The sequence below is a fragment of the Kitasatospora sp. NPDC057692 genome, assembly GCF_042799475.1.
In the GTDB taxonomy this organism is placed as follows: Bacteria; Actinomycetota; Actinomycetes; order Streptomycetales; family Streptomycetaceae; genus Kitasatospora.
Genome location: NZ_JBHVIV010000022.1, coordinates 1 through 17,623, shown reverse-complemented (window position 1 = coordinate 17,623; position 17,623 = coordinate 1). Strand labels below are relative to the sequence as shown.

Genomic DNA, 17,623 nt, shown 5'->3' with positions numbered 1-17,623 from the left:
CCCGGGCTCCCGGCGGACGGGGCCGGTGGCGGAAGGACCGCCACCGGCCCCGTCCGGCGTCCGCCCTCCGGTTCACCAGCCCTGGGAGTGCAGCCAGTCGGCGAGGTGGCGGGCGCAGCCGTCGACGGTCTCCCGCCAGGTGTGGCCGGCGCCGTCGCCCGCCTCGTCGCTGACGTGCTTGACCAGCCGGACCGACAGGCCGGCCCGGTGGGCGACGGTGGCGACGGCGTAGCCCTCCATGTCGACGAGGTCGGCGTGCTCGGCGAGGCGGTCGCGGGCGGCCGGGTCGGAGACGAAGAGGTCGCCGGTGGCCAGCACCGGCCCGTCGCCCTTGCCGACGACCAGCGGGGCGCCGTAGGTGCGGCCGGTCAGGGCGTAGAGGGTCGGGGTGTCGAGGTCGTGCTGGATCACCTGGGTGACGGTGTGGGTGCCCTCCCAACCCGGGCGCAGGGCGCCTGCGGTCCCGAGGTTGACGATCTCGGAGGGGTGCGGGCCCTCGGCGAGGACGGTGGCCAGAGCGGCGGCGGCGTTGACCTTGCCGATGCCGGTGAGCAGGACCGGCAGGTGGTCGCCGAGGTGGGCGGCCTCCTCCCGGACGGCGACGACGAGCAGCGGTCGGTCGGCGGAAATCGTTCCCAGAAGACGCATGCCGCCATCGTACGGACGGCCCGGCCGTCGCACCGGCCCACGAACCGCCCCAAGGCCGGGGTGTGCGCCCGACGGAAACGGACCCCAACCCTCCGGAACCTCCGGGAACCGCGTAGGGTGCGTGCCGCGTCGACCCGTTCGCCGCCCGCCCCACGCCCCGGGGGCGGCCCGGAGCGGGGGCCGGGAGTCACGGAGCACGGTGGGGACGCACAGTTCAAGATCCGCGCAACTCGGGTGTGGCCGCCGGAAGTGACGGCCATACTGCTGGCAACGGCCGGGCCCCGGAGACGGAGGGCGGGCCACAGGGGAGGGGGAGGCTGGTGGCGACACCGGTGCGTATCGAGAGGCCGGAACCGCCCGCGCCGCGGTCCGGCGGCACGGAACCGGAGGTCCGGCGGCCCGGGCCGGCCACCCGGCTGGCACGGGCGACCCGGACGGCGCCGGGACGGCTGCGGCTGGCCGGGACGCTGCTCGCGGTGCTGACCCTCGCGTTCGGCGCCCTGACCGCCGTGCAGCTGAACTCCCGGGCCGCGGCGGCCGAGCGGGTGGTCGGCTCCAGCCAGCCGCTCAGCCAGGCCGCCGCCGACATCAACCGCTCGCTGGCCGACGCGGACGCCACCGCGGCGTCCGGCTTCCTGCTGGCGGGCGCCGAACCGCGCGCGGTCCGGGAGCGCTACGAGCAGGACCTCAGGACCGCCTCCCAGCTGATCTCCGAGGCCGCCTCGCGCGCCACCACCTCCTCGGGCCTCCAGGAACTGCTCTCCACGCTGAACCAGAAGGTGCCGGTGTACGCGGGGCTGGTGGAGACCGCCCGGGCCAACAACCGGCAGGGCTTCCCGCTCGGCGGCGCCTACCAGCGGTACGCGTCCCAGCAGATGCGCACCGAGCTGCTGCCGGCCGCCGCCCGGCTGTCGGCCGCCCAGAACGAGGTGCTGGCCGACGACATCGCGGACGCCCGGGCCACCCCGTGGGCCGGGTACGCGCTGGGGGTGGTGGCGCTGCTGGCCCTGGCCTGGGTGCAGCTGGCGCTGTTCCGGCGGACCAACCGGGTCTTCAACATCGGCCTGCTGGCCGCCTCCGCGTCCGTCCTGGCGGCGGTGCTCTGGCTGACCGTGAGCGCGACCGGCGCCGACTCGGCGCTCGGGCGCGGCGAACGCGAGGGGGGCGCACCGCTGCGGGCGCTCAACGCGGCCCGGGTGGACGTGTTGACCGCCCGGCTGGCGGAGAACCTGCACTACGTGTCGCGCGGCTCAAGCTCCACCTACTCGAAGCTCTGGTCGGAGACCACCGGCCGGCTGTACACCCGCCCCGCCGAGGCCGGTGCCGCCGTCGCCGGCACCCTCGCGCAGGCCGAGGCGATGGCCCCCGCGGACGCCCGGGCCACGGTCGAACTGGCGCTGCGCGACTACCAGCAGTGGACCGACCGGCACACCGCGGCGACCGCGCTGGAGAACCAGGGGGACTACCAGGCCGCGCTGGACGCCACCGTGACGGCCAAGGAGGCGGACGCGCCGCGGACGGCCGACGCCTCGTTCATCGCCGCCGACCGGGAACTGGCCCAGGCCGCGGTGCTGGAGGAGGGCCGGTTCCGGGACTCGGCGCTGGGCGTCGACGAGGACCTGCGCACCGCCGCCGCGGGGGTCGCGGCCCTGGGCCTGGCGGCAGCGGCCGCGGCGCTGGGCGGCCTCGGCCGGCGACTGGCCGAGTACCGGTAGAGGGGGGACGGACGAGATGGGCACGATCACGGACCGGGGACGGGGCCGCGGCACCGCGCTGCGGGCGGCCCGGACGGCGGCCGCGCTGGCGCTGCTGGCCTCCGGCGCACTGGCGCTCGGCGGGGGCGGACCGCGCGACGGCGGCGCGGCCGGGGCGCAGGTGCCGCTGGCCGCCCAGCGGGACCAGCGGGACCAGCAGGACCAGCAGGACCAGGCGGGCCGATCCGGCCAGGCGGAGCCCTGCGACCTCTACAAGAGCGTCCCGCCGAGCACCGAGGACGGCGCGGCCGTCAAGGCCATCAAGGCCCGCCGCAGCCTGGTCGTCGGCATCGACCTGAACAGCTACCGGTGGGGCTCGCGCAACCCCAACACCGGTCAGCTGGAGGGCTTCGACATCGACCTGGCGCGGGCGATCGGCACCGCGATCATGGGCGACCCGGACAAGGTGGTGTTCAAGGCGGTGCCGACCGCCGACCGGCTGAAGTACATCAAGGAGGGCCGGGTCGACATCATCGTCCGCACCATGTCGATCACCTGCGAGCGGCTGGCGGAGATCGGCTTCTCCCGGCCCTACTTCACCACCAGCCAGCGGGTCCTGGTGCCCAGGACCTCCCCGGCCAAGAGCCTCGACGAGGCGCTGAACGGCACCACCGCGTGCGCGGCGACCGGCTCCTCCGCCCTGGAGGAGCTGAAGACCCGTCCGCTCAAGGCGATCGTCCCCGTCGAGAACAACCTGGACTGCCTGGTGCTGATGCAGCTGGGCAAGGTCGACGCGACGATGACCGACGACGGCCTGGCGGCCGGACAGGCGGCCCAGGACCAGACCGTCAAGGTGCTGGACGGCGACGTGCGGCCGGGCGTGATGGGCGTCGGGATGCTGAAGGACAGCACCGACCTGGCGGCCCGGGTGAACCAGGTGATCAACGACTACTACGCCCGGGGCGCCTGGCGCGCCGCGTACGACGGCTGGCTCAAGCCGTACCTGCTGGACGACGCCGACCGGCACTGGCCGACACCGCGGTGACGACCGGACGGGCGGGGGCGGCGGAGGCACGCGTTAGGGTCGGTCCGGCGGCCGCCGGGGCCGGGAGCGGTCCCCGGGGGCGCGGAACGGAGCAGGTGACGGGAGCGGAACAGGTGGAGGAGGGGAGAGCGCGATGGCGGCTTCGGCCGGCCCGGCCCTGAGCCGGGAGGAGGCGGACCGCGCGCTGGCGCGCCTCGGCGCGGAGCGCGACGCGGTCGAATCGGCGCTGCTCTCGCTCCAGGACCACCCGGGCCTGCGCCTGCTCGACGGCGCCGATCTGACCGGGCGGACCCAGGAGCGCTGGGCCGTCGCCGGGCAGGGCCTGCCGCTGCTCTGGGCGCTGTTCGACCGCTACTCCGAGGCCCTCGCCTCGGCCCGCGCGGTGCGGGCCCGCAAGGCCCGGCCGGGCGGCCCGGAACTCGCCGAGCTGAGCGAGCTGCTGACCGGCGACGCGGTCACCGTGCCCGGCGGCGCGCCGGACGGCCCGCAGCGGCTCGGCGCGCCCGCCCGGCTGGTCGAGCGGATCAGCCTGGACGGGCTGATGGACCGGATGAACGCCTGGTACGCGACCGTCCTGGAGGTGGTCTCGGCGGCCGACACGGTCTGGACGGCGCTGCCCGCCCGGATCGACCTGCTGATCGCCGAACTGCGCCGGGTGCAGACCCTGGCGGCCTCGCTCGGCGTGCGGGCCGGCACCCATCCGCTCGGCGACGACCTGGAGGCGCTGGACGCCGACCTGGGCGGCCTGCGGACCGAGGTGCGCACCGACCCGCTGGCGCTCTGGCGGCCCGCCCGCGTCCCCGCGCAGCGCGGCACGGTCCCGGACGGCGGCGCGCTGGCCACGCCGTCCGGGGTGGTGGACACCGAGCGCTTCGACCTGGCCGGGCGGGCGCTGGACGGCGTCCGGCTGGAGCTGGAGAACCTGCTGCGGCTGCGCGACGACGCCGAGGAGCGCCTGCAGGGCGTCGGGGACCTGCTCCAGCGGGCCGACGCCACGCTGGCCGAGGCCCGCCGGGCGCGCGGCGAGGTGCTGGCGAAGATCGCCGCCACCGAGGTGCCGGCCGTCCCGGGACCGGCCTCGGCGCTGCGCGAACGGATCGTGGTGGCGCTGGAGTTGCGGCAGAGCGGGCAGTGGTACCGGCTGGCGCCGCTGCTCGACGCGCTGGAGGACGCGGCCGCCAAGGAGCTGGCCCGGGCCCGGCAGTCGCTGACCGAGGTGACCCAGCCGCTGGCCGTCCGGGCCGAGCTGCGCGGGCGGCTGGACGCGTACAAGGCGATGGCGGCCCGGCTGCGGGTGGCCGAGGACCCGGAAGTGGTGGAGCGGTACGAGAAGGCGCGCTGGCTGCTGTGGAGCGCGCCGTGCGACCTGCGGGCGGCGGCGGGCGCGGTGGCCCGCTTCCAGCAGGCGCTGCGCCCGGCACCGGGCGGGCCGGACGACGGGTCCGGAACGGGCCCGGCGGACGCGTCGAACGCGGCGGGCGCGGCGGGCGGGCCGGAGCGGGGCGGGGCGTGGGCCGGCGGGGAGCCGGCCGACGGACAGGCTGTCGACGGACGGGTACAGGGGGGCCGAGGGTGATGGGCGAGACGTGCGTGCGGCCGGAGTGCGGCGGCGGCGGGACGATCGACGCGGACGGCTACTGCGACGAGTGCGGGCTCGCGCCGGAGGGCGGCACCTCCTCCGTGCGGACCGCCACCTCGGCCGGCGGCACCGGAGCGAGCGGCACCGGGCCGGCGGCGTCCGCCCCGGCGGGCGCGGGCGATCCCTGCCCGCGCGAGTGCGCCGGGACGATCGACACCGACGGCTACTGCGACGAGTGCGGCCTCACCCCGCCCGGGGTGCCGGCCCCGCGCTCCGCGACGAGCGGCTCCCGGGCGCACACCTCCACCGTGGAGATCGCGTTCGACCCGGACACCGGCTCGGCCCGCGCCTCGGCCCGCAGTGCCTCCTCCCGCTCGCTGTCCGGCCGCTCCCGCTCGCACCGCTCGACCCGCACCGGCAGCGGCCGCTCGGTCTCGGTGCGCAGCAGCCGCGGCAGCGCCACCGCCAACCGGCACCGCCTCGGCGCCGGCCTGGTGACGGTGCCGACCGTCCCGGCCGCCGACCCGGCGCAGGCGGTGCTGGAGAACCCCGAGGTGCCGGAGCGCAAGCGGTACTGCTCCAAGTGCGACGCCCCGGTGGGCCGGGAGCGCAACGGCAGGTCTGGCCGCCCGGAGGGCTTCTGCACCAAGTGCGGCACCCCGTACTCGTTCACCCCCAAGCTGCGCCGGGGCGACCTGGTCGGCGGGCAGTACGAGGTGGTGGGCTGCCTGGCGCACGGCGGGCTCGGCTGGATCTACCTGGCGGTGGACCGGCGGGTCAACGACAAGTGGGTGGTGCTCAAGGGCCTGCTGGACACCGGTGACGAGGACGCGCTCGCGGTGGCCGTCGCCGAGCGGCGCTTCCTGGCCGAGGTGGACCACCCGGGCATCGTGCGCATCATCAACTTCGCCGAGCACCCGGACCTGCGCACCGGGGCCACCGACGGCTACATCGTGATGGAGTACGTCGGCGGCAAGTCGCTCAAGGACATCGCCAACGGGCGCCGCACCCCGGAGGGCCGGCGCGACCCGCTGCCGGTCGAGCAGGCGATCGCGTACGCGCTGGAGGCGCTGCCCGCGCTGGGCTACCTGCACCAGCGCGGCCTGGTCTACTGCGACTTCAAGATCGACAACGTGATCCAGAGCGGCGACACCCTCAAGATCATCGACATGGGCGCCGTCCGCCGCTTCGACGACGACGGCCCGATCTACGGCACCATCGGCTACCAGGCGCCGGAGATCGCCACCGACGGCCCCTCCCCCGCCTCCGACCTCTACACGGTGGCCCGCACCCTCGCCGTCCTCAGCTTCGACTTCCAGGGCTACTCCACCACCTACCGGGACACCCTGCCCGGCCCGGAGTCCGTCCCGGCCTTCGCCGCCTACGAGTCCTACTACCGCCTGCTGGTGCGCGCCACCGACCCCGACCCGGCCCGCCGGTTCGCCTCCGCCGAGGAGATGGCCGACCAGCTCACCGGCGTGCTGCGCGAGGTGCTGGCGCTCCAGGACGGCCGCGCCAGGCCCGCGCCCTCCACCCTCTTCGGACCCGAACTGCGCGTCGTCGACACCGAGTTGGTGGCACCCACGGCGCAGCCCGGCGAACTGCGGCTGACCGGCGTCGACCCGGCCGCCGCCGCCCTCGCGCTGCCCGTCCCCCGGGTCGACCCGGCCGACCCGAACGCCGGCTTCCTCGCCACCCTGCTGGCCACCGACCCGCAGGAGGCGCTGACCGCGCTGGACGGCGCCCCCACCGACTCGATCGAGCGCCGGCTGCGGGCGCTGCGCGCGCTGCTCGAACTCGGGCGCGGGCGGCGGTCCGCCGAGGCGCTGGCCGCACTGGAGCAGGACCACCCGGACGACTGGCGGGTGGTCTGGTACCGCGGCCTCGCCTCGCTGGTCGCCGCCGCGGACCCGGCCGCCGCCGCTCCGGAGGGCACCGGCGCCGAGGCCGGGGCGGACCCGCGCGAACGGACCCTGCGCGCCGCCGCCGAGGCCTTCGACGCCGTCTACGACGCCTTCCCGGGCGAGGCCGCCCCCAAGCTGGCCCTCGCCGTCTGCGCCGAGCTCCTCGGCGACGGCGGCGACGCGGCCGAGTTCTACCGTCTGGTGTGGAGCACCGACCAGAGCTACCTGAGCGCCGCCTTCGGGCTGGCCCGGGTCCGGCTCGCCGGGGACGACCGGTCCGGCGCGGTCGCCGTCCTGGAGTCCGTCCCGGCCACCTCCAGCCAGTACACCGCCGCCCGGATCGCCGCCGTCCGGGCCCGGCTGCGCGAGCGGCCCGCCACCGACCCGCTCGGCGCCGACCTCGGCGCGAGCTCCGAGCAGCTGACCGCGCTGCGCCTGGACGACCGCCGCCGCGAGGAACTCGCCGTCGAGGTGCTCGGCGCGGCGCTCGGCTGGGTGACCGCCGGCTCCCCCGGCGGAACCGGCCCCGGCCGGACGACCGGCGAGGTCAGCGTGCTGGGACGGCCCGCGGTGGAACGGGAACTGCGGTTCGCCCTGGAGCAGTCCTACCGGGTGCTCGCCCGGTTGGCCGACCGGGCCGATACCAGGATCGAGATGGTGGAGCGGGCCAACCGGGCCCGTCCCAGGACGTGGGTGTAACAGATGCCGCAGCAGACCGTGTGCCAGAGCTGTGCCGAGCCGATGGACCCGGAGGACGTCTTCTGCGGCTCCTGCGGGGCGAGCCGGGACGGCCGGCCCGCCCCCGGCGCGATGCCGCCCGGCTGGTCCGCCGCCCGGACGGCCGCCGACGGTGAGGACCATCCGCCGACCCTGCCGAACACCCCCGCGGTGCCCGCCCAGGGCGGCCAGGGCTCGCCGAGCGCGACCGCGTGCGTGCACTGCGGCCTGCGCCAGGTGACCGCCGACGGCTACTGCGAGGGCTGCGGCGGCGCCCAGCCGCGCCCCCGCGACCACATGGAGAAGGCGCTGGCCGGCGTCGCCGGGGTCAGCGACCGCGGCCTGCGGCACCACCGCAACGAGGACTCCTTCACCGTCGCCGCCACCTCGCTGCCCGGCGGCGAGCCGGTCGTGGTGGCCGTGGTCTGCGACGGCGTCTCCTCCTCCGACCGACCCGACCAGGCCTCCGAGACCGCCGTCGACGCCGCCTCCGAGTCGCTGCTCAGCTCGCTGGAGGCGGGCGCCGAACCGAACAGCGCGATGCGCCGGGCCGTCGCCGACGCGGCCGACGCGGTGGCCGCGCTCGCCACCGACGGCACCCGGCCGAGCCGGCCCGACGTCAACGCGCCCGCCTGCACCTACGTCAGCGCCATCGCGGCCGGCGGGCGGATCACCATCGGCTGGGTCGGCGACACCCGCGCCTACTGGATCCCCGACGACCGGGTCGCCGCCGAGCCGTTCCGGCTCACCCAGGACGACTCCTGGGCCGCCCGGATGGTCGAGGCCGGGCTGATGGGCGAGGCCGAGGCGTACGCGGACCCGCGCGCCCACGCCATCACCGGCTGGCTGGGCGCGGACGCCGAGGAGGTCGTGCCGCACACCCTCGACTTCACCCCGCACGTCCCCGGGGTGCTGCTGGTCTGCACCGACGGGCTGTGGAACTACGCCGAGGCCGCCACCGACCTGGCGTACTACGTCCGGCCGGACGCCCGGACCGAGCCGCTGGCCGCCGCGCAGGCCCTGGTGAAGTTCGCCGTCGCGGCCGGCGGCCACGACAACATCACCGTCGCCGTGCTGCCGATCGACCCGCCCCCGGCGGGGGCCGACCCGGGCGAGGACGCGCGGACGGCGACCGCGCTCGACCTGCCGCTGGTCACCGCGGCCGGCCCGGCGGACGACGAGGAGTACGACCCGACCCTGCCGGACATCCCGGTGATCGGCTCGCCCGCCGCCCCACTGCCCCCGCACCCGCCGCTGCCCGCGATCCCGCCGCCGCCCGCCGTCCCGCCGCGCCCGACCGTGGCCCCGGCCCGCTGACCGGTCCGCCCCGTCGGGGCCCGTGCCCTCCCGGGCGCGGGCCCCACCCCGCTCCGCCCAGCACACCCGCCCAGCACACCCCGCCCAGCACGACGCCCCGCCCCAGCACGTCCGCGCCGCGCCCGCACCCGGGGGCGGCCACCCGACCTCCGAGCACCGCCGCCCCCCGCACCAACCGACCACCTGACGGGAGCCACCGGCCCATGGCAACACTGGCGAAGCCGAACCTGCCCAGGTTCGACGTGGAGATCTTCCAGAACGAGTACCTCGCGGACGGCGCCCGCGAGGTGAACGCCATCGTCACCGTGACCGCGACCGGCGGCGGCACCTCCGGCGGCCGGCCGCTCGGCGTCGCCGACGCCACCCCGGGAAGCGGTGGGCAGTCCGCCGCCGTGGTGATCCTGGTGGACTGCTCCGGCTCGATGGACTACCCGTCGAGCAAGCTGCGCGGCGCCCGCGAGGCCACCGCCGCGGCCATCGACACCGTCCGCGACGGCGTCGCCTTCGCCGTGGTCGCCGGCACCCACGAGGCCCGCGAGGTCTTCCCCGGCGACGGCACCCTCGCGGTCGCCTCGGCGGAGACCCGCGCCCGGGCCAAGGAGTCGCTGCGCCGGCTCACCGCGGCCGGCGGCACCTCCATGGGCACCTGGCTCACCAAGGCCGACCAGCTCTTCCTCACCCGTCGCGACATCCCGATCCGGCACGCGATCCTGCTGACCGACGGCAACAACGAACACCAGACGGCCGCCGAGCTGGAGCAGGCGATCGAACGGGTCTCCGGCCACTTCACGGCCGACTGCCGCGGCGTGGGCACCGACTGGCGGGTCGACGAACTGCGCCGGATATCCTCCGCGCTGCTCGGCACCGTCGACATCGTCCCCGAGCCGTCCGGCCTGGCCGAGGACTTCCGCTCGATGATGGCCGGCGCGATGAGCAAGCAGGTCGCCGACGTCGCGCTGCGGATCTGGACGCCGGCCAACGCCGTGGTCAGGTTCGTCAAGCAGGTCGCCCCCGCGCTGGAGGACCTCACCGACCGCCGCTCCGAGGCCGGGCCGCGGGCCGGCGACTACCCGACCGGCTCGTGGGGCGACGAGAGCCGCGACTACCACGTCTGCGTGGAGGTCCCGTCCGCGGCCGTCGGCAACGAGATGCTGGCCGCCCGGGTGAGCCTGGTCCTGCCGCCGTCGGTCGCCGGGGGGACGCCCGAGGTGCTGTCGCAGGGCCTGGTCAAGGCGGTCTGGACGGACGACCTGGCCTCGTCCACCCGGATCAGCCCGCAGGTCGCCCACTACACCGGCCAGGCGGAGCTCGCCGCGGCCGTCCGGGAGGGCATGGAGGCGCACCGCGCCGGGGACGTCCACCGGGCCACCGCCAGGCTCGGGGCCGCGGTGCGGATCGCCCACGCCACCGGGAACGAGGGCACCTTCCGGCTGCTGCAGAAGGTGGTGGACGTGGTGGACCCGAAGGAGGGTACCGTTCGGTTCCGTAAGAACGTGAGCGAGGCCGACTCGATGATCGTCGAGACCCGGTCGACCAAGACCGTCCGTGTGAAGAAGTGACCGCCGAAGCGCCGACCGGGCCGCGAACCGGCCGGGCCCAGCCCCGGCCGCGCTGGAATTGAGGGGGGACCTGATGCCGATCTGCCCGAGGGGCCATGAGTCGCAGGCCGAGGACTGGTGCGACTTCTGCGGATTTCCGATGACACCGCCGCAGCCGCTGCCGCCACCGCCCGGCGGGTTCCCCGGCGCGCCCGGGAACCCGGGGGCGTACGGCGCACCCGGCGCTCCCGGCGCGCCGTACGACCCCACGCTCCCTCCGGGCGCGCTGCCGCAGCCCGGGGCCGTCCCGCCGCCCCCGGGGTCGGTGCCCCCGCCCCCGCCGCCGTCCCCGCAGGGCTTCCCCGACCTCACCGAGGGCCTGGCGGTCTGCCCGATCTGCCGCAGCCCGCAGACCGGGCGGTTCTGCGAGGAGTGCGGGTACGACTACGACCTCTCGGCGCCGCAGCGCGCCCCGCAGCCGTTCCAGGCCGCCCCCGTGCCGCCGCCCGCGCCCGCCCCGCTGAACATCCCGGCGGCGTACGGCGGTGCGCCGGAGGCTCCGGCCGCCCCGTACCCCGCGCCGCACCAGGGCCCGCACCCGGGCCCGCCCCTCGGCCACCACCCCGGTGAGGCCCCGCCGCTGCCGCCGCTGCCGCCGCAGCCCGCCGCGCCGGCCGGCTACGGCTACCCGCCGCCGGTCCACGCCCAGCCGCCCCACGCCCAGCCGGCGCCTGCCCCGGTGGAGCAGCCGGCCCCCGGCCACCCGGACCCGCGGCCCGACGGGCCCTACGGGGCGCCGCAGCCGCGCGAGGACTCCGGACCGGTCTACGCCCAGCCCGGCCCGGCCCGGCGCGGCGACGAGTTCGGCACCTCGTTCCACCTGGCCCCGCCGGCGCCCCCGCAGGGCCCGCCCGCCGAGCCGGTGCGGACCACCTGGTTCGCGGTGATCGCGGCCGACCGCGACTACTTCACCGACATGATGGCCCGCAGCGGCCCGGAGGCGGCCGGCCTGTTCTTCCCGCCGTACTGCCCCGAGCGGCGGATCCCGCTGACCGGGCGCGGCCAGCTGCGGATCGGCCGGCGCAGCCAGCACCGCGGCACGGTGCCGGAGATCGACCTCTCGGTCGCGCCGGAGGACCCGGGCGCCTCGCACCAGCACGCCCTGCTGGCGGAGCAACCGGACGGCGGCTGGGTGCTGGTCGACCAGGACTCCACCAACGGCACCACGATGAACGGCGGCGGGGAGCCGGTCGCCCCGCACACCGCGATCCCGCTGAACGACGGCGACCGGATCCACATCGGCGCCTGGACCACGATCACCGTCCACCGCGCCTGACCCCGGATCGGGCCCGCCGTTCGACACCGTTGTAAAACTGATCATCAAATGATGCTTCGGCGCCTCCCCGTGACGGCCTGCCACCCCTAGTCTCAGTCGTTATGACTGCTGCAATATCCGCCGACGGAATCCGTCAGCGGTACGGGGACGTGCAGGCCGTCGACGGGGTGTCACTCACCGTCGAGGCCGGCGAATTCTACGGACTCCTCGGACCGAACGGTGCCGGGAAGACCACCACGCTGGAGATCCTGGAGGGGATCCGCAGGCCCGACGAGGGCCGGATCGAGCTGCTGGGCCTGGCGCCCTGGCCGCGCAACCCGAAACTGCTGCCGCGCATCGGCGTCCAGTTCCAGGCCTCCGCCTTCTTCAACAAGCTCACGGCGCGGGAGACCATCCGCACCTTCGGCTCCTTCTACGGCGTCGGGCCCAAGCGGGCCGACGCGATGCTGGAACGGGTCGGCCTGGCCGAGTCGGCGGGGGTGATGACCGACAAGATGTCCGGCGGCCAGGCCCAGCGCCTGTCGATCGCCTGCGCCCTGGTCCACGGCCCGGAGCTGGTCTTCCTGGACGAGCCCACCACCGGCCTCGACCCGCAGGCCCGCCGCAACCTCTGGGACCTGCTGCGCGACATCAACGCCGAGGGCCGCACCGTCGTGCTCACCACCCACTACCTGGACGAGGCCGAGGTGCTCTGCGACCGCGTCTCGGTGATGGACCGCGGCCGGATCCTGCGGACCGGGGCGCCCGCCGCGCTGGTCCGCGAGATCGACGACACCGTCCGGATCAGCGTGGAGTCCGGCCTGCTGGCCCTCGACGCCGCGCGCGAACTGTTCACCGCCGCCGGGGCGGAGATCAGCTCGCTGGAGGACGACGGCGTCTCGCTGTCGCTCTCCACCCGCCTGCCCGCACCGGTGCTCTCCGTGCTCGCCGAGCGGGGCGCACTGCGCGGCCTGGAGGTCCGCGGCGCCACCCTGGAGGACGTCTTCCTCCAGCTCACCGGACGGGAGTACCGCGCATGAGCGCCGAGCCCACCACGGCCGCGCCCGCGGCCGCCCCCGCGCCGGGCGGCACGCCCCCGGCCCCCGTCGAACGCGAGCGGGTCTCCGCCTTCGTCAGCCTCTCCCGGGTGATGCTGGTCGCGTTCGTCCGCGACCGCAGCGCGCTGTTCTTCGTGCTGCTCTTCCCGCTGATGTTCCTGATGCTGTTCGGCACCCTGCTCAAGGGGGCCACCACGCAGCACGCCAAGGTCGAGCAGGTCGGCGCGGTGCGGCTGCTGGACTCGGTCCAGGGCGAGGCCCGGACCGGCCTGGAGGAGGTGCTGACCATCACCCGGGGCGACGACGAGGCCGCCGCCCTGGAGAAGGTCCGCAAGGGCGACCTGGACGCCATGATCAAGGAGGGCCCGGGCGGCACCGTGGTCGTCCGCTACAGCGCCGCCGACCAGGTCCGCGCCGGCACCGTCCAGGGCATCGTCAACTCCGTGGTCCAGCAGGCCAACCAGGCCGCCAGCGGCAAGGCGCCCACCTTCACCCTGGAGAGCAGCCGGGTCGAGGACGGCTCGCTCAAGCCGATCCAGTTCCTCACCCCCGGCCTGCTCGGCTGGGCGGTGGCCACCGGCGCGGTGTTCAGCGCCGCGCTGACCCTGGTCGGCTGGCGGCAGAAGAAGGTGCTGCGGCGGCTGCGGCTCGCCCCGGTGAGCGCCGGGGCGATCATCGCCTCCCGGGTCACCGTCTCGGTGCTGACCGCGCTCGCCCAGACCACGATCTTCCTGGTCCTCGCCACCCTGCCGTTCTTCGGGCTGAAGCTCACCGGCGACTGGTGGCTGGTGGTCCCGCTGGTGGTCTGCGCGACCATCGCGTTCATGTCGATCGGCCTGCTGGTCGGCTCGATCGCCAAGACCGAGGAGGCCGCCAACGGCCTCTCGCAGATCATCGTGCTGCCGATGTCCTTCCTGTCCGGCTCGTTCTTCCCGACCGACGACATGCCGGGCTGGCTCAAGGCGATCTCCGAGGCCCTGCCGCTGAGGCACCTGGTCACCGCGGCCCAGTCGGTGCTCTCCCGGGGCGGCGGGGTGATGGACGCGCTGCCTGCGATGGGCGTGCTGCTGCTCTTCGCGGCCGTGCTGACCGGCATCTCCTGGAAGCTGTTCCGCTGGGAGGACTGAGCACCCGGTGCCCGCTCGGGGTCGTACGCCCACGGACCTGGTCCATAGGTCCCGGTGTACGGCCCCGCCGCCGTCTGCGACCATGGTCGGGTGAACGAGATCCGGCGTGGCACGCCCAGCGAGGAGACCTTCTTCGAGCAGGTCGGCGGCGAACCGACCTTCCGGCGACTGGTCCACCGGTTCTACCAGGGCGTCGCGGAGGACGAGTTGCTCCGGCCGATGTACCCGGAGGAGGACCTCGGGCCGGCCGAGGAGCGGTTCGCGCTCTTCCTGATGCAGTACTGGGGCGGCCCGCGCACCTACAGCGAGCAGCGCGGCCACCCGCGGCTGCGGATGCGGCACGTGCCGTTCAAGGTGGACCGGGCGGCGCACGACGCCTGGCTGAAGCACATGCGGGTGGCGCTCGACGAACTGGGCCTGCCGCAGGACGCCGAGCGCCAGCTCTGGGAGTACCTCACCTACGCCGCCGCCTCGATGATCAACACCGAGGGCTGACCGGGGCGTTGCCCGCAGCCCGCGGGAGCTACCCGATCGGGCTGAGACCGAGCCCCGCGCCGGGGGCGGCCGCCGTCCGGACCGCGACCGACCCGGCCGGGGCCGACAGCCGCAGCCAGCCGCCGGCCCGGTGCACGGTCAGCGGGGCCTGCGGGGCCAGGAAGCCGATCACCTGGGCCGCGTGGGCGGCCCGCAGCGGCATCTCCGGCAGCACGGCCACCGGACGGGACCAGATCTCGTCGGCCAGCGCGTCGAGCACCGCACGGGTCCGGTGGTGCGCCGGGACGGCCTCGCTGCGCTCGCGGAACTCCCGCACCGCCTCCGCCACTTCGTGGCGCACCTGGGCGGCGGGCGGGGTGCCCACCGGCCGCCAGCCGGTGCGCGGCGGCAGCAGCCCGGCCCAGGCCGGGCCGGTGACCGGGGCGGGCAGCGCGACGGTGTCCGCCCCCGTGTCCACGCCGTCCAGCAGCTGCCCGGCGGAGACGGTCAGGTCGAGCGGACCGTCGAGGCGGGCCAGGCGCGCGGTGCGCACCGCCAGCGCGCCCGAACCGCCCAGCGGCAGCCGCCCGAAGACGGCCAGCACGCCTCCGTCCGGCCGCGGCACGCCCTGCAGCCGGACCGCCGCCGCCTTGTCGAAGCGCAGCAGGCGGACCAGGAAGGCGGCCAGGTCGGCGGCCTCCCCGGGGTCGGCGAGGGGAAGGGCGGCGGTGCTGTTCAACGCTTCGGCTCACATCCGGGCATCGGGCGTACGGGGGCGGGGACGGGGACGGGCGCGGTCAGACCGCGACGGCCGGCTCCTCGTCCATGAAGCGCGTGAGGAACTCCCGCTCCACCGCGCTGATCCGGCGTGGCCGGCCCTCGGCGAGGTCGTAGGGCACCACCACGGTGGACGCCCGGACGTAGACGGTCTCGGTGCCGTCCGCGGCGGTGTCCTTGATCTCGTACGAGACGGTGAGCGAGGCACCGCCGATCCTGGTCACCCAGGTCTCGACGGTGACCGGCTCGGGCCGGTGCACCAGCGGGCGCTTGTAGTCGATCTCGTGGCGGGCCACCACCGAGCCGCCCGCGAACTCGCCCGCGCCGGCCTCGGCGGCCTGGGTGAACATGAAGTCGATCCGGGCCTCCTCCAGGTAGCGCAGGAAGACCACGTTGTTGACGTGCCCGAAGGCGTCCATGTCGGACCAGCGCAGCGGGCAGGCGTAGATGTGGCGTGCCACGGGTTCTCCTCGACGTCCGGTGCCCGCCGGCGGTGCGTGCCGGTCGGGCCGCGGCCCGGCAGGCCGGCCCCCACGGGGCGGGCGGCCTGCCGGGCCGTCGTCACGACTGGGTGTCAGCCGCGGGTGAGCTTCTTGTAGGTGGCCCGGTGCGGACGGGCCGCGTCCGCGCCCAGCCGCTCGACCTTGTTCTTCTCGTACGACTCGAAGTTGCCCTCGAACCAGAACCACTTGCTGTCGCCCTCGTAGGCGAGGATGTGGGTGGCGACCCGGTCCAGGAACCAGCGGTCGTGCGAGATGACCACGGCGCAGCCGGGGAACTCCAGCAGCGCGTTCTCCAGCGAGGAGAGGGTCTCGACGTCGAGGTCGTTGGTGGGCTCGTCGAGGAGCAGCAGGTTGCCGCCCTGCTTCAGGGTGAGCGCCAGGTTCAGGCGGTTGCGCTCACCGCCGGAGAGCACGCCGGCCGGCTTCTGCTGGTCCGGGCCCTTGAAGCCGAACGCCGAGACGTAGGCGCGGGACGGCATCTCGACCTGGCCGACGTTGATCCAGTCCAGACCGTCGGAGACGACCTCCCAGAGGGTCTTCTTCGGGTCGATGTTGGAGCGGGTCTGGTCGACGTAGCTGATCTTGACGGTCTCGCCGACCTTGACCGTGCCGCTGTCCGGGGTCTCCAGGTCCTGGAGCATCTTGAACAGGGTGGTCTTGCCGGCGCCGTTCGGGCCGATGATGCCGACGATGCCGTTGCGCGGCAGGGTGAAGCTGAGGTCGTCGATCAGGATCTTCTCGCCGAAGGCCTTGTTGAGGTTCTCGACCTCGATGACGACGCTGCCCAGGCGCGGGCCCGGCGGAATCTGGATCTCCTCGAAGTCCAGCTTCCGCATCTTGTCGGCCTCGGCGGCCATCTCCTCGTAGCGGGCCAGACGCGCCTTGGACTTGGCCTGGCGGCCCTTGGCGTTGGAGCGGACCCACTCCAGCTCTTCCTTGAGCCGCTTGGCGCGCTTGGCGTCCTTCTGGCCCTCGACCTTGAGACGGGACTGCTTGGTCTCCAGGTAGGTGGAGTAGTTGCCCTCGTACGGGTAGGCGCGGCCGCGGTCGAGCTCCAGGATCCACTGGGCGACGTTGTCCAGGAAGTACCGGTCGTGGGTGACGGCGACGACGGTGCCCTTGTACTTCTCCAGGTGCTGCTCCAGCCAGTTCACCGACTCGGCGTCCAGGTGGTTGGTGGGCTCGTCGAGCAGCAGCAGGTCGGGGGCCTCCAGCAGCAGCTTGCAGAGCGCCACGCGGCGCTTCTCGCCACCGGAGAGCTTGGTGACCGGCCAGTCGCCGGGCGGGCAGCCCAGGGCGTCCATGGCCTGCTCCAGCTGGGCGTCCAGGTCCCAGGCCTCGGCGTGGTCCAGCTCCTCCTGGAGCTTGCCCATCTCGTCGAGCAGCGCGTCCGAGTAGTCGGTCGCCATCAGCTCGGCGATCTCGTTGAAGCGGTCGAGCTTGCCCTTGATCTCCTTGACGCCGTCCTGGACGTTCTCCAGAACCGTCTTGGACTCGTCGAGCGGCGGCTCCTGGAGGAGCATGCCGACGGTGAAGCCGGGCGAGAGGAAGGCGTCGCCGTTGGAGGGCTGCTCCAGGCCGGCCATCATCTTGAGCACCGTGGACTTACCGGCACCGTTGGGGCCCACGACGCCGATCTTCGCTCCGGGGAGGAAGCTGAGCGTCACGTCGTCAAGGATGACCTTGTCTCCGTGCGCCTTGCGCACCTTGCGCATCGTGTAGATGTATTCCGCCACGTGAGATCGCTCCGGCGTCGTCGGGAGTAATTCGGCTTGCAGCCTTCCATTGTGCCGCACCCGGCCGGGCGCCCCGAACCGCCGGGTGCCCCTTCCCCGGTGCCCCGCAGGGGTGTCCCGCACACGGCGCGGCCCGGCGCCCCCCCCCCGGGGTGGGGGGGGCACCCCGCTACGGGCACCTGGCCGAGGCC

The 17,623-nt window shown here is 75.0% G+C and carries 14 protein-coding genes; 10 read left to right on the top strand and 4 right to left on the bottom strand.

The genetic code is table 11. The features are described from left to right. Positions 1-72: 72 nt before the first annotated feature. A complete protein-coding gene (locus tag ACFVFS_RS15030; RefSeq protein WP_380624071.1) occupies positions 73-648 on the bottom strand; it encodes a nucleosidase in 576 nt (191 codons plus the stop codon). Between the two features lie 332 nt (positions 649-980). Here ACFVFS_RS15030 and ACFVFS_RS15025 point away from each other — a divergent pair, with 332 nt between their 5' ends. The 10 genes from ACFVFS_RS15025 (at position 981) to ACFVFS_RS14980 (ending at position 14,437) form a co-directional block, all read left to right on the top strand. Next, the gene (locus tag ACFVFS_RS15025; protein WP_380624069.1) at positions 981-2,363 is read left to right on the top strand and encodes a hypothetical protein; all 1,383 of its coding nucleotides are present in this window, start codon (positions 981-983) and stop codon (positions 2,361-2,363) included. A gap of 16 nt (positions 2,364-2,379) precedes the next feature. Then, positions 2,380-3,387: a glutamate ABC transporter substrate-binding protein gene (locus tag ACFVFS_RS15020; RefSeq protein ID WP_380624067.1), complete on the top strand. Its 1,008-nt coding sequence runs from the start codon at positions 2,380-2,382 to the stop codon at positions 3,385-3,387. Between the two features lie 133 nt (positions 3,388-3,520). Then, the gene (locus ACFVFS_RS15015) at positions 3,521-4,963 is read left to right on the top strand and encodes a hypothetical protein (RefSeq protein ID WP_380624066.1); all 1,443 of its coding nucleotides are present in this window, start codon (positions 3,521-3,523) and stop codon (positions 4,961-4,963) included. Then, positions 4,963-7,569: a tetratricopeptide repeat protein gene (locus ACFVFS_RS15010; RefSeq protein WP_380624064.1), complete on the top strand. Its 2,607-nt coding sequence runs from the start codon at positions 4,963-4,965 to the stop codon at positions 7,567-7,569. The genes ACFVFS_RS15015 and ACFVFS_RS15010 overlap by 1 nt, the downstream gene beginning before the upstream one ends. Before the next feature lie 3 nt (positions 7,570-7,572). Further along, positions 7,573-8,904: a PP2C family protein-serine/threonine phosphatase gene (locus tag ACFVFS_RS15005; protein WP_380624062.1), complete on the top strand. Its 1,332-nt coding sequence runs from the start codon at positions 7,573-7,575 to the stop codon at positions 8,902-8,904. Between the two features lie 203 nt (positions 8,905-9,107). Then, positions 9,108-10,463 carry a VWA domain-containing protein gene (locus ACFVFS_RS15000; RefSeq protein WP_380624060.1) on the top strand — a complete coding sequence of 452 codons (1,356 nt, stop codon included), beginning with the start codon at positions 9,108-9,110 and terminating at the stop codon, positions 10,461-10,463. A 139-nt stretch (positions 10,464-10,602) separates the two neighbouring features. After that, a complete protein-coding gene (locus tag ACFVFS_RS14995; protein ID WP_380624058.1) occupies positions 10,603-11,778 on the top strand; it encodes an FHA domain-containing protein in 1,176 nt (391 codons plus the stop codon). A 101-nt stretch (positions 11,779-11,879) separates the two neighbouring features. Next, positions 11,880-12,797 (top strand): ABC transporter ATP-binding protein, encoded by a 918-nt coding sequence (locus ACFVFS_RS14990; protein ID WP_380624055.1) that lies wholly within the window; start codon positions 11,880-11,882, stop codon positions 12,795-12,797. Then, the gene (locus ACFVFS_RS14985) at positions 12,794-13,942 is read left to right on the top strand and encodes an ABC transporter permease (RefSeq protein ID WP_380624053.1); all 1,149 of its coding nucleotides are present in this window, start codon (positions 12,794-12,796) and stop codon (positions 13,940-13,942) included. Before ACFVFS_RS14990 ends, ACFVFS_RS14985 begins: the two co-directional genes overlap by 4 nt. 90 nt (positions 13,943-14,032) lie before the next feature. Then, positions 14,033-14,437, top strand: coding sequence for a globin (locus ACFVFS_RS14980; protein WP_380624050.1), 405 nt, complete (start codon positions 14,033-14,035; stop codon positions 14,435-14,437). A 28-nt stretch (positions 14,438-14,465) separates the two neighbouring features. Here ACFVFS_RS14980 and ACFVFS_RS14975 read toward each other — a convergent pair whose 3' ends face one another. From ACFVFS_RS14975 to ettA, 3 genes are all read right to left on the bottom strand, one after another. Next, positions 14,466-15,155 carry a hypothetical protein gene (locus ACFVFS_RS14975; protein ID WP_380624048.1) on the bottom strand — a complete coding sequence of 230 codons (690 nt, stop codon included), beginning with the start codon at positions 15,153-15,155 and terminating at the stop codon, positions 14,466-14,468. A 58-nt stretch (positions 15,156-15,213) separates the two neighbouring features. Beyond that, on the bottom strand, positions 15,214-15,654 hold the full coding sequence (locus ACFVFS_RS14970) for an acyl-CoA thioesterase (protein WP_380624046.1): 441 nt from the start codon (positions 15,652-15,654) through the stop codon (positions 15,214-15,216). Positions 15,655-15,767: 113 nt separating this feature from the next. Next, a complete protein-coding gene (ettA, locus tag ACFVFS_RS14965; protein ID WP_380624043.1) occupies positions 15,768-17,432 on the bottom strand; it encodes an energy-dependent translational throttle protein EttA in 1,665 nt (554 codons plus the stop codon). Positions 17,433-17,623: the final 191 nt, after the last annotated feature.